The organism is Aeromonas sp. s5, from assembly GCF_040907865.1.
Taxonomy (GTDB): domain Bacteria; phylum Pseudomonadota; class Gammaproteobacteria; order Enterobacterales; family Aeromonadaceae; genus Aeromonas; species Aeromonas dhakensis.
Window position 1 is genome coordinate 44,623 of record NZ_JBFOCO010000026.1, and the last position, 13,261, is coordinate 57,883.

The 13,261-nt window shown below is 62.6% G+C and carries 13 protein-coding genes and 3 tRNA genes; 8 read left to right on the top strand and 8 right to left on the bottom strand.

Annotated elements, in window-relative coordinates:
• Positions 1-70: 70 nt before the first annotated feature.
• The 8 genes from AB5Y94_RS15880 to AB5Y94_RS15915 all read left to right on the top strand — a co-directional run bounded on the left by AB5Y94_RS15880 (position 71) and on the right by AB5Y94_RS15915 (position 5,252).
• Positions 71-259, top strand: coding sequence for a Trm112 family protein (locus AB5Y94_RS15880; protein ID WP_005302702.1), 189 nt, complete (start codon positions 71-73; stop codon positions 257-259).
• Positions 256-1,008, top strand: coding sequence for a 3-deoxy-manno-octulosonate cytidylyltransferase (gene kdsB / locus AB5Y94_RS15885; RefSeq protein ID WP_010633514.1), 753 nt, complete (start codon positions 256-258; stop codon positions 1,006-1,008). The genes AB5Y94_RS15880 and kdsB overlap by 4 nt, the downstream gene beginning before the upstream one ends.
• A 212-nt stretch (positions 1,009-1,220) precedes the next feature.
• Positions 1,221-1,865, top strand: a complete 645-nt coding sequence (gene uvrY, locus AB5Y94_RS15890; protein ID WP_005302696.1) for a UvrY/SirA/GacA family response regulator transcription factor — start codon at positions 1,221-1,223, stop codon at positions 1,863-1,865.
• A gap of 188 nt (positions 1,866-2,053) precedes the next feature.
• Entirely contained in the window at positions 2,054-3,904 is a 1,851-nt protein-coding gene (gene uvrC / locus AB5Y94_RS15895) for an excinuclease ABC subunit UvrC (protein WP_126881514.1), read from the top strand.
• A 302-nt stretch (positions 3,905-4,206) separates the two neighbouring features.
• Positions 4,207-4,761 (top strand): CDP-diacylglycerol--glycerol-3-phosphate 3-phosphatidyltransferase, encoded by a 555-nt coding sequence (gene pgsA, locus AB5Y94_RS15900; RefSeq protein ID WP_010633516.1) that lies wholly within the window; start codon positions 4,207-4,209, stop codon positions 4,759-4,761.
• Positions 4,762-4,940: 179 nt separating this feature from the next.
• Positions 4,941-5,016: transfer RNA gene (locus tag AB5Y94_RS15905), tRNA-Gly, on the top strand.
• Positions 5,017-5,050: 34 nt separating this feature from the next.
• Positions 5,051-5,124 (top strand) — tRNA-Cys (locus tag AB5Y94_RS15910).
• Positions 5,125-5,165: 41 nt separating this feature from the next.
• Positions 5,166-5,252, top strand: a tRNA-Leu gene (locus tag AB5Y94_RS15915).
• 727 nt (positions 5,253-5,979) lie between these two features.
• Here the strand turns inward: AB5Y94_RS15915 and AB5Y94_RS15920 are convergent.
• The 8 genes from AB5Y94_RS15920 to AB5Y94_RS15955 form a co-directional block, all read right to left on the bottom strand.
• Positions 5,980-7,593 carry a hypothetical protein gene (locus tag AB5Y94_RS15920; RefSeq protein ID WP_368206145.1) on the bottom strand — a complete coding sequence of 538 codons (1,614 nt, stop codon included), beginning with the start codon at positions 7,591-7,593 and terminating at the stop codon, positions 5,980-5,982.
• Entirely contained in the window at positions 7,590-8,138 is a 549-nt protein-coding gene (locus AB5Y94_RS15925; RefSeq protein WP_368206146.1) for a hypothetical protein, read from the bottom strand. The genes AB5Y94_RS15920 and AB5Y94_RS15925 overlap by 4 nt, the downstream gene beginning before the upstream one ends.
• Entirely contained in the window at positions 8,135-9,016 is an 882-nt protein-coding gene (locus tag AB5Y94_RS15930; protein ID WP_368206147.1) for a hypothetical protein, read from the bottom strand. The genes AB5Y94_RS15925 and AB5Y94_RS15930 overlap by 4 nt, the downstream gene beginning before the upstream one ends.
• Positions 9,013-9,435 carry a tail fiber assembly protein gene (locus AB5Y94_RS15935; RefSeq protein ID WP_368206148.1) on the bottom strand — a complete coding sequence of 141 codons (423 nt, stop codon included), beginning with the start codon at positions 9,433-9,435 and terminating at the stop codon, positions 9,013-9,015. Before AB5Y94_RS15935 ends, AB5Y94_RS15930 begins: the two co-directional genes overlap by 4 nt.
• An 8-nt stretch (positions 9,436-9,443) precedes the next feature.
• Complete coding sequence (locus tag AB5Y94_RS15940) at positions 9,444-11,264, bottom strand: phage tail protein (RefSeq protein ID WP_368205531.1); 1,821 nt, start codon at positions 11,262-11,264, stop codon at positions 9,444-9,446.
• Complete coding sequence (locus AB5Y94_RS15945) at positions 11,261-11,863, bottom strand: phage tail protein (RefSeq protein WP_368205530.1); 603 nt, start codon at positions 11,861-11,863, stop codon at positions 11,261-11,263. The genes AB5Y94_RS15940 and AB5Y94_RS15945 overlap by 4 nt, the downstream gene beginning before the upstream one ends.
• Positions 11,856-13,043: a baseplate J/gp47 family protein gene (locus AB5Y94_RS15950; RefSeq protein ID WP_368205529.1), complete on the bottom strand. Its 1,188-nt coding sequence runs from the start codon at positions 13,041-13,043 to the stop codon at positions 11,856-11,858. Before AB5Y94_RS15950 ends, AB5Y94_RS15945 begins: the two co-directional genes overlap by 8 nt.
• Positions 13,040-13,261, bottom strand: a 222-nt coding sequence (locus AB5Y94_RS15955; RefSeq protein WP_368206056.1) for a DUF2590 family protein, incomplete at its 5' end; no start/stop codon positions are given. The genes AB5Y94_RS15955 and AB5Y94_RS15950, both read right to left, overlap by 4 nt.

Here is a 13,261-nt window from a genome sequence, read left to right on the forward strand (position 1 = left end):
TCTGGTTGGTTCGACACCCATCGCCGGCGTGATTAAGCCGCTGGCGCGACATCGTTGAAGGAGTATCGTTTTGGCTTTGGACATCAAGTTGCTCGACATCATTGCCTGCCCGGTCTGCAAGGGCAAGCTGCACTATAACAAGTCCGTGCATGAGCTGGTCTGCCGCTTCGACAAGCTGGCCTATCCGCTGGAGGAGGGGATCCCGGTGCTGCTGGAGAACCGCGCCCGTCCGCTCAATAGCGACGAGCTGTCGTCATGAGCTTCGTCGTCGTCATTCCGGCCCGCTACGCCTCCACCCGGCTGCCGGGCAAGCCGCTGGCCGACATCCATGGCAAGCCCATGGTACAGCACGTGGTGGAAAAGGCCCTGCAGTCGGGCGCCGATCGGGTGATCGTCGCCACCGACGATGAGCGGGTGCAGCAGGCGCTGGCCGGCCAGACCGGGTTCGAAGTGTGCATGACCTCGAAGGATCACCAGTCCGGTACCGAGCGGCTGGCCGAGGTGTGCCGTCACTACGGTTTTGCCGCCGACACCATAGTGGTCAACGTGCAGGGGGACGAGCCGCTCATTCCGCCGGTCATCATCCGTCAGGTGGCGGACAACCTGGCCGCCGCCAGCGCGCCCATGGCCACCCTGTCGGTGCCAATTCAGGACGCCGAAGAGGCGTTCAACCCGAACGCCGTGAAGGTGGTGACCGACCAGGATGGCTACGCCCTCTACTTCAGCCGTGCCTCCATTCCGTGGGATCGTGATCGTTTTGCCGCAAGCCGCGAGCAGATTGGCGATCACTACCAGCGTCACATCGGCATCTACGCCTATCGAGCCGGTTTCATCCAGCGTTATGTGGACTGGGCGCCGAGCGCGCTCGAGCAAGTAGAGGCGCTGGAGCAGCTGCGGGTGCTCTGGTACGGGGAGAAGATCCACGTGGCCCAGGCCCTCGAGGCGCCGCCGGTCGGGGTGGACACCCAGGCCGATCTGGACAAGGTGCGCGCACTGCTGGCGAACTGATACCGACAACAGTAAAAATGACTCTGAACGGTGCCTGCGGGCGCCGTTTTTTGTGTTTAATCTTTACATAATTATTTGATTACAAACGTCATTTATGAGCACTTTCAAACTTTTCCCGGCCATGGTTTGCCAAATCGACGAGTTTGGTTATGATGCAAGACGCCGTGTTAACCCTAACTGGCATATAACGAGATAAAAAACGGGGTGTTTGGGTGATTAATGTATTCCTGGTCGATGATCATGAGTTGGTGCGTACAGGGATAAGACGCATTCTGGAAGATGTCCGCGGGATCAAGGTGGTGGGCGAGGCGCAGAGCGGGGAAACCGCAGTCACTTTCTGTCGTCAGAACCATCCCGACGTGATCCTGATGGACATGAATATGCCGGGCATCGGCGGCCTGGAGGCAACCCGCAAGATCCTGCGGATCCGACCCGATGTGCGCATCATAGTGCTGACCATTCATTCAGAAAATCCGTTCCCGACCAAGGTGATGCAGGCGGGGGCCGCCGGCTATCTCACCAAGGGGGCCGCACCGGACGAGATGATCCACGCCATTCGCCTGGTCCACTCCGGTCAGCGTTACATCTCCCCGGAGATCGCCCAGCAGATGGCCCTGAGCCAGTTTGCCTCGGCCGACGAGAACCCTTTCAAGTCCCTCTCCGAGCGCGAGTTGCAGATCATGATGATGATCACCAAGGGGCAGAAAGTGACCGATATCTCCGAGCAGCTCAACCTGAGCCCGAAGACGGTCAACAGCTATCGCTACCGGCTGTTCAGCAAGCTCAACATCAATGGCGATGTGGAGTTGACCCATCTGGCCATTCGCTATGGCATGCTGGATGCCGACACCCTGTAACGGGCGGCGTGTAGCCATCAAAGGCGGCCTGTGCCGCCTTTTTGCTTTTTGCCGGTCTGGCGCAGTATGCTCTGTGCCGTCTTCTGCTTTCATCCGTTGAGCCGAGTTGCCGATGAGCCTCTCTTTCGATCTTCTGCTTGCCGCGATATCCCAGACCCAACACCTCGATCCCCGTTGCCGGAGCCAGCATGACCTCCTCTGAACCTCTCTTCGACAGCAAGGCGTTTCTCAGTGCCGTCACCCATCAGAGCGGTGTCTATCGCATGTACGACAGCGGCGGCACCGTCATCTACGTGGGCAAGGCCAAGGATCTGAAGAAACGGCTCGCCTCCTACTTTCGGGCCAACGTCGACAGCATCAAGACCCGCACCCTGGTGCGCCAGATAGCCGACGTGCAGGTGACGGTCACCCACACCGAGACCGAGGCGCTGATCCTCGAGCACAACCTGATCAAGCAGTACCAGCCCCGCTACAACGTGCTGTTGCGGGATGACAAGTCCTACCCCTGGATCATCATCACCGCCCATCAGCACCCGCGCATCGGCGTCCATCGCGGTGCCCGCAAGGTGAAGGGGGAGTACTTCGGCCCGTACCCCTCCGGCGGCGCGGTGCGCGAGAGCCTGCACCTGATGCAGAAGATCTTCCCGGTGCGCCAGTGCGAAGATGCGGTCTATGCCAACCGCACTCGTCCGTGCCTGCTCTACCAGCTCAAGCGCTGTGCCGGCCCTTGCGTGGCCGGGCTGGTGAGCGAGGCCGAGTATGCCCAGCAGGTGGAGTTGGCCAAGCTGTTTCTGGCGGGCAAGAACCAGCAGGTGATAGGCGAGCTGGTGGGCAAGATGGAGTCCGCCAGCGGCGATCTGCGCTTCGAGGAGGCGGCCCGTTACCGGGATCAGATCCAGGCCCTGCGCCGGGTCACCGAGCAGCAGTCGGTGAGCGGCAACGTGCTGGACGAGCTCGACGTGGTGGGGGTGGCCTTCGAGCAGGGGACCGCCTGCATCCACGTGCTCTTCATCCGCCAGGGCAAGGTGCTGGGCTCGCGCAGCTACTTCCCGAAAGTGCCGGCCGATACCCAGCTCGACGAGGTGGTGCAATCCTTCCTGCTGCAGTTCTATCTGTCGGGGCAGGGGGGGCGGCAGATCCCGAGCGAGGTATTGCTCGACGTGGCGCTCGAAGACGAGAACGTCATCGCCGAGACCCTGAGCCAGACCGCGGGCTACAAGGTGCGGGTGGTGAGCCGTACCCGCGCCGAGCGGGCCCGCTTCATCAAGCTCGCCTCCATCAACGCCCAGACCGCGCTGCGCTCGCGGCTCGCCCACAAGAGCACCATCACCGCCCGCTACGATCAGCTGGAGGAGCTGCTGGAGCTCGAGCGCCCCATCGCACGCATGGAGTGTTTCGATATCTCCCACACCATGGGGGAGCGCACCGTGGCCTCCTGCGTGGTGTTCAACCGTGAGGGGCCGCTCTCCTCGGAATATCGCCGCTTCAACATCGACGGCATCACCGGCGGCGACGATTACGCCGCCATGGAGCAGGCGCTGGAGCGGCGCTTTGGCAAGCAGCAGGAGCCGGACAAGGTGCCTGACGTGCTGTTTATCGACGGCGGCCTCGGCCAGCTGCGCCGCGCCGAGGAGATCCTGGCCCGTCAGCTGGAGTTTCTGGGGGGAAAATATCCGCTGCTGGTAGGCATCGCCAAGGGGGTGACCCGCAAGGCGGGGCTGGAGACCCTGATCCTGGGGGAGAGTCACGAAGAGCTGCACCTGCCGGCGGACATGCCCGCCTTGCACCTCATCCAGCACATTCGCGACGAATCCCACCGTTTTGCCATCACCGGCCACCGCGCCAGACGGGCGAAGGCCCGCACCACCAGTACCCTGGAGGACATTCCGGGGGTGGGGCCGAAACGGCGGCAGGCGCTGCTCAAGTATCTGGGCGGTCTGCAGGAGGTGAAAAAAGCCGGGGTGGAGGAGCTCGCCAAGGTGCCCGGCATCAGCCAGGAGCTGGCTCAGTCCATCCACGATGCCCTGCACTCTCTCTAGCCATTGGTAGCCGAGAAGGGGGGATGAACCTCCGTGTTGCCCCTGTTTGCCCAGACGGCGAGCAGGGGCTGTCGCCCCGGGTATCGACAAGAGGCGAGGTGAGTCACACCATTCACCCCGGGTTCATCTCCTTCAGGGTCCAGGCACACAAGAGCCGTGACGCCGGGGGGCCGCAAATGCCATAATGGCCCGCATCCTGAGGTTGTTGATGGATTAATAGACCAAGGCGGGCGCCTGTCCGGTTGCATCCGTGATCGGCTTGGGGCTACCATGTAGCGGCATACAAGAAGTGGCTGAAAATAATGACAAATATTCCTAATCTGCTGACGTTTTTTCGGATCTTGCTCATCCCCGTCTTCGTCATCCTGTTCTACCTTCCCTACCAGTGGTCCTATCTGGCGGCGGCCATCGTCTTCATCCTGGCGGCGGCGACCGACTGGTTTGACGGCTACCTGGCCCGCAAGCTGAATCAATCCACCGCCTTCGGTGCCTTCCTCGATCCGGTCGCCGACAAGATCATGGTGGCGGCGGCGCTGGTGGTGATCGTCGAGCACTACAACACCATCTGGGTGACCATTCCCGCCATGACCATGATTGGCCGCGAGATCATCATCTCCGCCCTGCGCGAATGGATGGCCGAACTTGGCAAGCGCTCCTCTGTGGCGGTCAGCTGGATCGGCAAGTGGAAAACCATGATCCAGATGGTGTCGCTGACCGGCCTCATCTGGCAGTACGACATCTGGATGGTGTGGCTCGCCTATGTGCTGCTCTACGTGGCCACCGTGCTCACCTTCTGGTCCATGTTCCAGTACATGAAGGCCGCCTGGGGCGATCTCAGCTATCACTCCCGGTTCTGAGCTGCCGACACAAAGAACCGTTTCCCCGTTCTTGGGGCAGGGAAACGGTCGTGAGCGCTGAAAAGGCAGGAAAAGGGCAAAAAACACTCGAACGATCAGGGTATTAAACATTTTTGGTTGACTGGGCGAGGAACATCGCTAGAATGCGTCCTCGTAGTCAGGCAGTCAGCCAGACCGATGCGGGAATAGCTCAGTTGGTAGAGCACGACCTTGCCAAGGTCGGGGTCGCGAGTTCGAGTCTCGTTTCCCGCTCCAAATTCAGACAATAGAGAGTTTCTCTCTTTTGCATGGCGCGTTAGCAAAGCGGTTATGCAGCGGATTGCAAATCCGTTTAGTCCGGTTCGACTCCGGAACGTGCCTCCATATTGACAAGCCCGCCACGCGAGCTTGATACCGATTGCGGTGCCCGAGTGGTGAAATCGGTAGACACAAGGGATTTAAAATCCCTCGACGTTCGCGTCGTGCCGGTTCGATTCCGGCCTCGGGCACCATTAAAATCAAAGACTTACAAAGGCCGCTAGCAATAGCGGCCTTTTTGTTTGTGCCAAAGTGGCGACAAAGTGGCGACAGAAATTTCGGTGATCGATTTAGGCCGACTCTATAACCTTGCTGTCTAGTGGGTGCGCTCGTTCGAAAACCTATTTTCCGTGGGTATGGCAATCGGCTTACCAATGGCACAGAGCACCTTCAAAATTTCAGTTCTCAATGAACCACTTCTGGTGCCTAACCCACTGAAATAAAAAGCCTTCGCGCTGTTCCCCTGCAGCGAACCGGATCCTTTCTTATAGGTCCGATCCCCACGAAAAATACGACCATCCTATTTTATTCAATGACTTACGCTTTCATTGGGGCTATCCACACCTCCTTCAAACTGTAAAACCCTGCAAAAAAGATCCTTCTTTTCAGATCCTCAACGCTCTGCGGATCCTTTATCTGGCGCGGTCTGGGCATATGGTTTTGCGGTAATCCACTTTTGCAAAAATTTTTCCTGGTGAAGCCCGCAGGCGGGAGCGGATGAGCGCGGATTCCGTGACGCAGACGCGGCGGTGGGCGTCGCCGCCGTGTGCTGGGAGGCTGTGAGTGCGCGCAGGCTTCACGTATGATGCAGCGCTGCCCGATGGCTGCCTCTTCATGCGGCGCCATTCCCTGGCCATGTTCAGGCGCTGTCAGGCAGATAGAAGAAGGCCCCACACTGTGGGACCTTCTTTGCTTGGTGGCTTACTCGATGATGGGGGATAGCTGACCGGCTAACTGTTTGGCCTGTTGGCCATGTCCTGTCATGGCTGCGCTGCTACCTGGCACTGGCCCACTGCCGTGGGTGTGGCCGGCAGTGGCCGTGGCCAGCTGCTCCACCACGTTCATCAGCTGTAGCAGCAATTGGAAGATGTTCACGCTCTCGGTCCCCATCCACGAAAGGGGCGCCTCCAGGTGCTGCAATTCGCCGGCAACTGCCCGGCGCAGTTGTCCCACCACCTCGACCAGATCTCCCGCAGTGGTCTGGCTCATGTTGCCCAAACTTGCCAGGGTGAGATCATCCCCGGCCAGCAGCTCGACGGTGCCCAGCGCCTCGATGAGCTTGAGCCCGCCCACCTCTTCGATGCTGTGCTGGGCCACCTGCAGCCGATGCTGGCCATGTTCTCCCTGGTAGTCGTCACTCTGGTGGTGCATTTGCAGGGCGCGGTCGTGCAGGCGCCGGTCGGTGTGGCGGGAGAGGTTGCCCACGGTGTCGGTGCGGCTGAACACCTCGGCCCGTTGCTGCTGCAGCTGCTCGCCCGGGGCGATGTCCGGCAGGGGCCAGCCACTGCCGAGCACGGTGCGGATAAAGGGCCGGTCAGCCCGCCCGAAAGCGAACCCCAGTTCAACCAGCGTTCCCTCGATAGGGAACTGCAGCAGGCCCTGTTCAGGCCCGCCGAACTGCACCGGCAACGGCACGGCCCGATAGAGCGGGGCCGCCTTGTCCGGTTGGCCATCCTCGCCGAGCAGCTGCACGTCCACCGCATAGCGTGGGCGAAAAGGATCATTGAGCTGGCCAGCGGTCGCGCTGTCGCTGATGGCCTCGACCCGCCCGAACTTGGGCAGGTGCATGTCGTCGGCGAGCTCCGGGAACTCCCCCTCTATCTTGCGCCGTTCCGGTGACTTGGTGACCTTGCCCTGGGTGGACGTGGTCAGGGTCATCTCATCCCCCTTGAGGCGGACCCGCATCACCCGCTTTCCGTTGATGATGGCGCCGGGCCGGATGGACGGCACCGGCGACAGGGTCATTGTGTCGCCTGCCTGACGACCTGGCCAGGCGGGATCAAGCGTCACCTCCTTGTCATGCCAGCGGCTGTCGGCATGGCTGCCCACGAAGATGGCGCCATTGGGTTGCTGGTACCAGACAAAGTCGGGTACCTGAAAGGCACGGCCGGCGTTATTGAGCAGTTGATAGCCGGTGCCGGCGCTGGTGAAGTTGGGGATCGGCCGGTCGGTATAGTCGGCCCCCTTGGGTAGCAGAAAGGTCAGCCCGGTCTGGTCGGTCAGCCAGGCCAGCAGACCGCGCAGGGTGGCATGCTGTTGGCTGACCGGCAGGCGAGTACCCAAGGAGCCGGCCAGTTCTCGGCACAACAGCTTACTGGCGCCATTGGCGGCGGGCTGTACGTCGTACACGTAGCCGGTGAACCAGCGGCGCAGATCGCCGCTGTAGCCGGTGTCCATGGTAAAGGTCTGTCCCTTGTTGGCGCTGCCCTCGATGGTGAGCGCGGCGCGCCCGCCAGCATTGAGATCCAGCACCAGGTCGTGGTCGATGAGGTGCACCGGCCGGCCGGCGATAGTCAGTGAGGTGGAGAGTTTCATGCCAGCATGTCATCCATCGGTTTGAGCACGTAGCGCTCGAAGCTGCTCAGATCCTGTTCTTCTTCACCGCTCCCCTTGTCGCCTGGCTTGGCGGCACTGGTGTTGGCTGTACTCTGGCCCACGGTGGGGGCGTTCTTTGGTAAGCGTTGTTCGCGCTTCTCCGGTACCGAGTTGAATTCCTTCAAGGTGAACTGCACCTGCCAGGCCAGCAGCCCCTCCTGCTCGCTGGCGGTGATGCGGCCGGCAAACTTGGCCTGGCGCACCTTCACCGACTTGGCCAGCAGCGACCCGACCCGGTAGACGTGGCGCTTGCCGCCGGTACCCTTGGTATCGGCCAGCTCAAACAGCCGGCTCAACATCTGCTCGTCCTTGAACGGGATGAGGCCGGAGATGTCGAGCTCCTTGGCCTTGGCACCCTGTTCGGCGCTGCTGGTCGAGCTGGTCTGGCCGCTCTGGTCCTTGTCCTGAAACTGCATCGATGCGGAGACCCGCATCGACTTCATGATGATGGGCTCGCCATCGAGGGTCAGCATGGCTTGGCTCATGGGGTTAACTCCTGCCAGAAGGTGAGCGGGGATGGGGAGAGCAGCAGGGCGCCGACTGTCATGCTCTGGCTGTGGTCGGGTGGCGCGCTCTGCCCGAGCTGGGTGGCAAGGCTGGCGGCATCCCCCTGGCCTTGCCAGTGCCAGAGGGTACCGGAGAGGGTACCCAGCGCGGCCATGGCCTCGGCGAGGTGTGCCAGGCGGTCGGTGCGGCGCGTCGCCAGCCCCTGCAGCTTGGCGATCGGGGTCTGGCTGTCCCGGGCCAGGCTCTCCAACTGGGCCAGTTCTGCCCCCAGCGCCAGACGGGCAGGGCGCAGCGGTGCCCAGCTCAGTGGCTCATCGGCGCGCCAGCGCGGTACCTTGGCCGCGGTGGGCTGGCTCATGGGGTCATTGTTGGCGGTGAGCCGGCGCAGGGTCGCGCACCATTCCGGCAACGGCAGCACGGCGCAGAGGATGGCCAACTGGCGGGCCAGCGCGTCGGCGCTGTTACCGGTGACCAGCCAGGCGAGGGCATGCAGTTGTCCGGTAGGCAGCAGGGGATCGGCCCCGTCCTGCAGCTTGGCGGCCAGGGTGGCGACCGCGTTGGGGGCGGCCAGGCTGAACTGCTGGCCTTGCTGTTGGCCGACCCCGTGTTGGTATGGGGTGACGGTGAGGCAGCGACCGGTGACCAGCAGGCGGTCGAGCTCGTTGCGCAGCCCTGCCAGCGCGGCGGCGGCCTCGCTGAGCGGATGGGGCCGGTACTGGGCCCGCTCTGCCAGACCCTGCAGGCGCGCCATAGCGCTGTCCTGGGTTGCCGGGAGCTGACCCAGCACGCCCTGAGCGCGGGTATGTACGCTGCCGGTACTGGCTGGCCAGCGCAGCGCCCCTTGTGTCCAGCTCATCGCGGCGCCTCTGGCCAGTTGACCTCGGTTGGCCAGCCATCGCTTTGGGGGAGGCGGTAGAGGGCGACCCGGTAGCGCTGCCAGGCGCTAAGCTGTTCGCGTTCGGCCTCGCTGATGATCCCCAGCGCCAGGGCATCTTCTAGTGGTGCCATCGCTGTGGCTGCGAGTTGTAATCTCACGTCCAACATGGCCTGCATTTCAGACGATGTCGGTAGGGGCTGGGGTATGAGGGTGATTTCACCGAACTCCCCGAACATCGCCCTGGTGTATAGCGCTCGGCCGTGCTCTTCCGCATCGTCTTTCCGGGCGCTAAATGGGACGAAATCAGGAAGATGGCTAAAGAGCACTTCCATATTAATCACATCATCTGCGTTAACCTGTGCTGTCACTGCTCTGACTGATAACACTTGAACATTCATCTTTGACCTCACGCAATGCGAATAAATAGGGTGACGTTCCAGCTTCCGTAATCACGGTCACCGGCGGCATACCCGAGCGCTTTCCACGTTCCTGCGGGAGAACCACCGTACAGAATGCCTTCTGCAGAACTGAATCTGAGGGCTGATCCCGCGATGGTTTGGCCAGGTGAAATTTTCCCTCCTGAATTGAATCGGCCTAACAGCGCGTATGTACCGATCTGCTGATAGCCACTGGCAACAATGTCGGCATTTCCCTGTGAGGCCGGGTGGGTATGACCTGAAGGCGGCATGGTCGCGGGCTTGTCGGTGACCTCACTCCAGGTGGGCCAGCGGGTGGCTGTGGCAGGCGCTCCGGTCACTTGCGACCAGGGGTGGCTGTGCGCACTGGGTGGCATGGTGCCAGGCTTGCCGGTGACCTCATTCCAGGCGGGCCAGCGAGTTGCTTGCACCGGCGCGCCAGTGATCTGGCTCCATGGGTGAGCGTGGCTTGCGGCGGCGGCTCCCAGCTCGGCCAGGGTGGGCTTATTGCCGGTGTTGTAATCCCGCGTCCAGGGCGTCCAGGCCCCGGTGCTGTATTGCGCGCGCCGCCAGACCCGGCTGGAGTTGTAAACCAGGTAGGTCTGCTGGGTGCCGGCGGCATTGCTGACGATCAATGCCCCGGCCAGGTTTTCCGGGTAGTGGCGTGCCGCCGAGGTGTTGGCGTTGGCGTGCTGGGCATATACCTTGGGCTCTTTGAGGGTGTCCAGATCCTCGGTGCCCAAGTTGATGGGGTTGAGCCAGGAGCCGGGGTGGGAATGGTTGGCTGCCGCGAGGTCCGGCTTGCTGGTCACCTCTGCCCAACTGGGCCAGCGGCTGGCGGTGGCCGGAACCTGATCAAGCTCACCCCACTTGTGGCGGTGGCTGCCGTCTTTGATCTCCACCGCGATGGTGACGCCCTGGGCGTCTTCCAGGATGCCCTTGCCGGCCACGTCCCCGGTCAGCTCGATGGTGCGCTTGCGGCGCACGTCGGTGACGCTGCCGTCCGCATTGATGATGGCCACCTTGGCCACATGGTGCTGATGGCCGTTGCTGTCCAGGTAGTCGGTGAGCTCCGGCACACTTAAGCTAAGGGTGAAGTGATTCACCCAGGCATCGAGCAAAGAGCCCGCCCGGTAGATATCGAGCCAGAGCCCCACCGGCTTGGCGCCCGGGGTCACCTTCTTGACCTCGTTCAGTTCCGCCCGCAGGCCGCCCACGTAGGCCACCCCGGGCTGCATCTTGTAGACCCCGGACTCGTTGACCAGCTTGAAGCCGTCACCGTAGAAGGTGGCCGACCCGAAGAACTGCAGCGCCTGCAGGCGCAGGTCGTCGTCTATTCCGCGCAGGCGGGCGGCATAGTCGATTTGCCAGGTGCTGGCGTCCACGTGGGTGGCGGTGGCCTCTGCCGCCTGGTCGTACTCCATCAGCATGGATTTCACCAGGCTGTTGCCGGTCTGGCCGGTGGCCTCATTGGTCTTGAGTTTGGTTTCCAGCCCCTTGTGCACAATCATCCCCACCACGCCGGTGGCCTTGTTGATGAGGTACATGGCGTTGAAGCTGAAATCGCCGACCGTGGTGTCCATCACGATGGTGTAAGCCACCGCATCGTTGTTGATGCGCCCGCGCTGATCCACCGCGTGCCGGTGCACAATCTGGCCCGCTGGCGGCAGCCCGCTGTCCGGGTTGATGGCCGCCTCGGGATCGAGCCCCGGCACGTTGGCCAGCACGAACTCATCGAGCACCACCGGCACTTGGGTTGCTAGGCACTCCTGCCAGTAGCGGGAGAAAGCGTTGGTAATGATCTGGCTCATGCGTTCCTCTTAAGTGTCGCGCCGAACACCTGCTGGTTCATGTCGATACGACTGAACCGCAGGGTGCCGGTGACCGGATACACCACTGCAAAGCGATAGCGGCGGCAGGTGCGGCCATAGTGTTGAATGAGGGTTTCCATCAGTTTCTGGTTGGCCGCGATGGCGCCGTCGGTCACCTCGATGGTGATGACGTCCCAGGGGGCGCCGGCCTGGCGTTCGTGGACGTCACACCAGCCGATGCCCAGGCGCTCGAAAATGCGCTTAAAGCCGGCCACCTCGCCGGCGTCCCGGGCGTTCACAAAGGCGAACTTGACCCGCTTGCGGAAAAGCTCGAGCGGCTCGCCGTTGAAACGGGTGATGTCCCGCTCCCAGGCGAGTAGCGCCAGCAGGGACGCCGAGCAGGTCAGCGGGTCTTGCTGGGCCAGCGGCAGCAACAACCAGCCCTTGACCCGTTGCCAGAAGGCATTGATCCCCTTGGCCAGAAACCCGGGCTCGGCGTGGGCCGGGCTGATGGTGTAGCCGTCTTCCCACCAGGGGGCGCTGGCATCGGGCAGCACCGGCGCCTGCAGGTCGTGTTCAAGCGGGGTCGGGTCAGTCATGCAGGGTCACCTCCAGCGTGCTCAGGCGCGCGATGGCCAGCCCCGACACGATGTCATCTTGCGCAAACTTGAGGCTCTGCAACTGCGGGAACTGGCTGTGCAGCTCGCGGGCCAGCTGGGAGAGCGAGAAGCGCGAGCGCGGCCAGGTGCGGGTGACGCTTGGGAAATCCGCCGACTGGCGAAACGCCGCCTTGACCAGGCTTTCGGCGCCTGCCTTGAGCGCGGCATTCTGCTCGTCGGTGAGGTTGGCTTGTGGCCATAACTCAAGGGTGAGGCTGTGCTGGGTTTCGGGGATGCTCATCACGAATAAATCATCGCCGTGGCCATGGTTGCCCTGGCGGCCCACGTAGTCGTTGAGCTGGTTGATGAGGCTGGCCGGGGTGGCGCCCACTTCCAGCAGGATGTAAGCGTTGGCGGTACCCGGGCCGCGGGGCCCCTCATGCTCAAAGAAGATGTGATCGGCCCGGATCCCCGCCACGCTGGCCAGCATGGAGCGGTAAATCGCGTCGATGTGGTAGCGCCCCACCGCTGAAAACTGGTTCTGGATGCGCAGGCCGAGCGCGTCGTTGCCCTCGGCATCGGCGCCCTGGGTGGTGATCCACTCCTTGTCATCGTTGCGGGCCGACAGGATGCCGGTGACCGGTTCACTTAGCAGGTTGTAATAGCCCGGGGCCAGATTCCAGGCCGCGCCGGCGAACTCCGCCTCGCAGACCACCTTGGCCACCGCCTCGCCGGCGGGACTGACCACCGCCTGCAGCGGCTTCACCCGGTAGATGGTGCCGTTGATGCGCTCGGTGGTGATCCAGATATCGGCCGGGATGGTGACCGCCTCGCCGGGGCTCACCTTGACGAAGTGGATCACTCCCCGGGTTTTCTGGGCAGCCTTACGGGTCAGGTCCACATCCCAGGCCTTGAGATCGAGATAGGCATCGGTGGCGGTGGCCGCAAAGGTGTTGGGCAGCACATGGCCGGCCAAGAGCGTGCGGATAAGCCAGAGCGCCGGGGTGATGACCACCCCGCGCACCAGCCGCCAGAAGGGGCTCACATCGCTGTCGTTGGTGATGAGGGAGCCAGCAGCCACCACCTCCTTTTTGAGCTCGGCCTCCATGGCCTGCTCGGTGGTCGGCACACCGGCCTCGGCCAGCAGGGCCATAAAGTCCACGTTCGGGCGCAGGTTCACAGGGTTACCTCCAAATCGCCGAATTCATAGGTGCGAGCGGTGACCAGCACCCGGTCGGGGGCCTCTTCACGGATCACGATGGTGCCGGGCACCAGCCGCTCGTCGTCTTCTACCAGCAGTTCAATCTCGGTCATCACATCGGCGCGCAGGGTAGGGCTGCGCTCGCCGATGAGCTTGCGGGCCAGCCCCGACTCCATGATGCGGTGCTTGATGTCCTG

Excerpts from the sequence above, each read along its gene's own strand:
- AB5Y94_RS15930 (WP_368206147.1), bottom strand. The coding sequence starts at position 9,016 with ATGAGCTGGACACAAGGGGCGCTGCGCTGGCCAGCCAGTACCGGCAGC.
- kdsB (WP_010633514.1), top strand. The coding sequence starts at position 256 with ATGAGCTTCGTCGTCGTCATTCCGGCCCGCTACGCCTCCACCCGGCTG.
- AB5Y94_RS15920 (WP_368206145.1), bottom strand. The coding sequence starts at position 7,593 with ATGAAACTCTCCACCTCACTGACTATCGCCGGCCGGCCGGTGCACCTC.
- uvrC (WP_126881514.1), top strand. The coding sequence starts at position 2,054 with ATGACCTCCTCTGAACCTCTCTTCGACAGCAAGGCGTTTCTCAGTGCC.
- AB5Y94_RS15935 (WP_368206148.1), bottom strand. The coding sequence starts at position 9,435 with ATGAATGTTCAAGTGTTATCAGTCAGAGCAGTGACAGCACAGGTTAAC.
- pgsA (WP_010633516.1), top strand. The coding sequence starts at position 4,207 with ATGACAAATATTCCTAATCTGCTGACGTTTTTTCGGATCTTGCTCATC.
- AB5Y94_RS15945 (WP_368205530.1), bottom strand. The coding sequence starts at position 11,863 with ATGACTGACCCGACCCCGCTTGAACACGACCTGCAGGCGCCGGTGCTG.
- AB5Y94_RS15925 (WP_368206146.1), bottom strand. The coding sequence starts at position 8,138 with ATGAGCCAAGCCATGCTGACCCTCGATGGCGAGCCCATCATCATGAAG.
- AB5Y94_RS15940 (WP_368205531.1), bottom strand. The coding sequence starts at position 11,264 with ATGAGCCAGATCATTACCAACGCTTTCTCCCGCTACTGGCAGGAGTGC.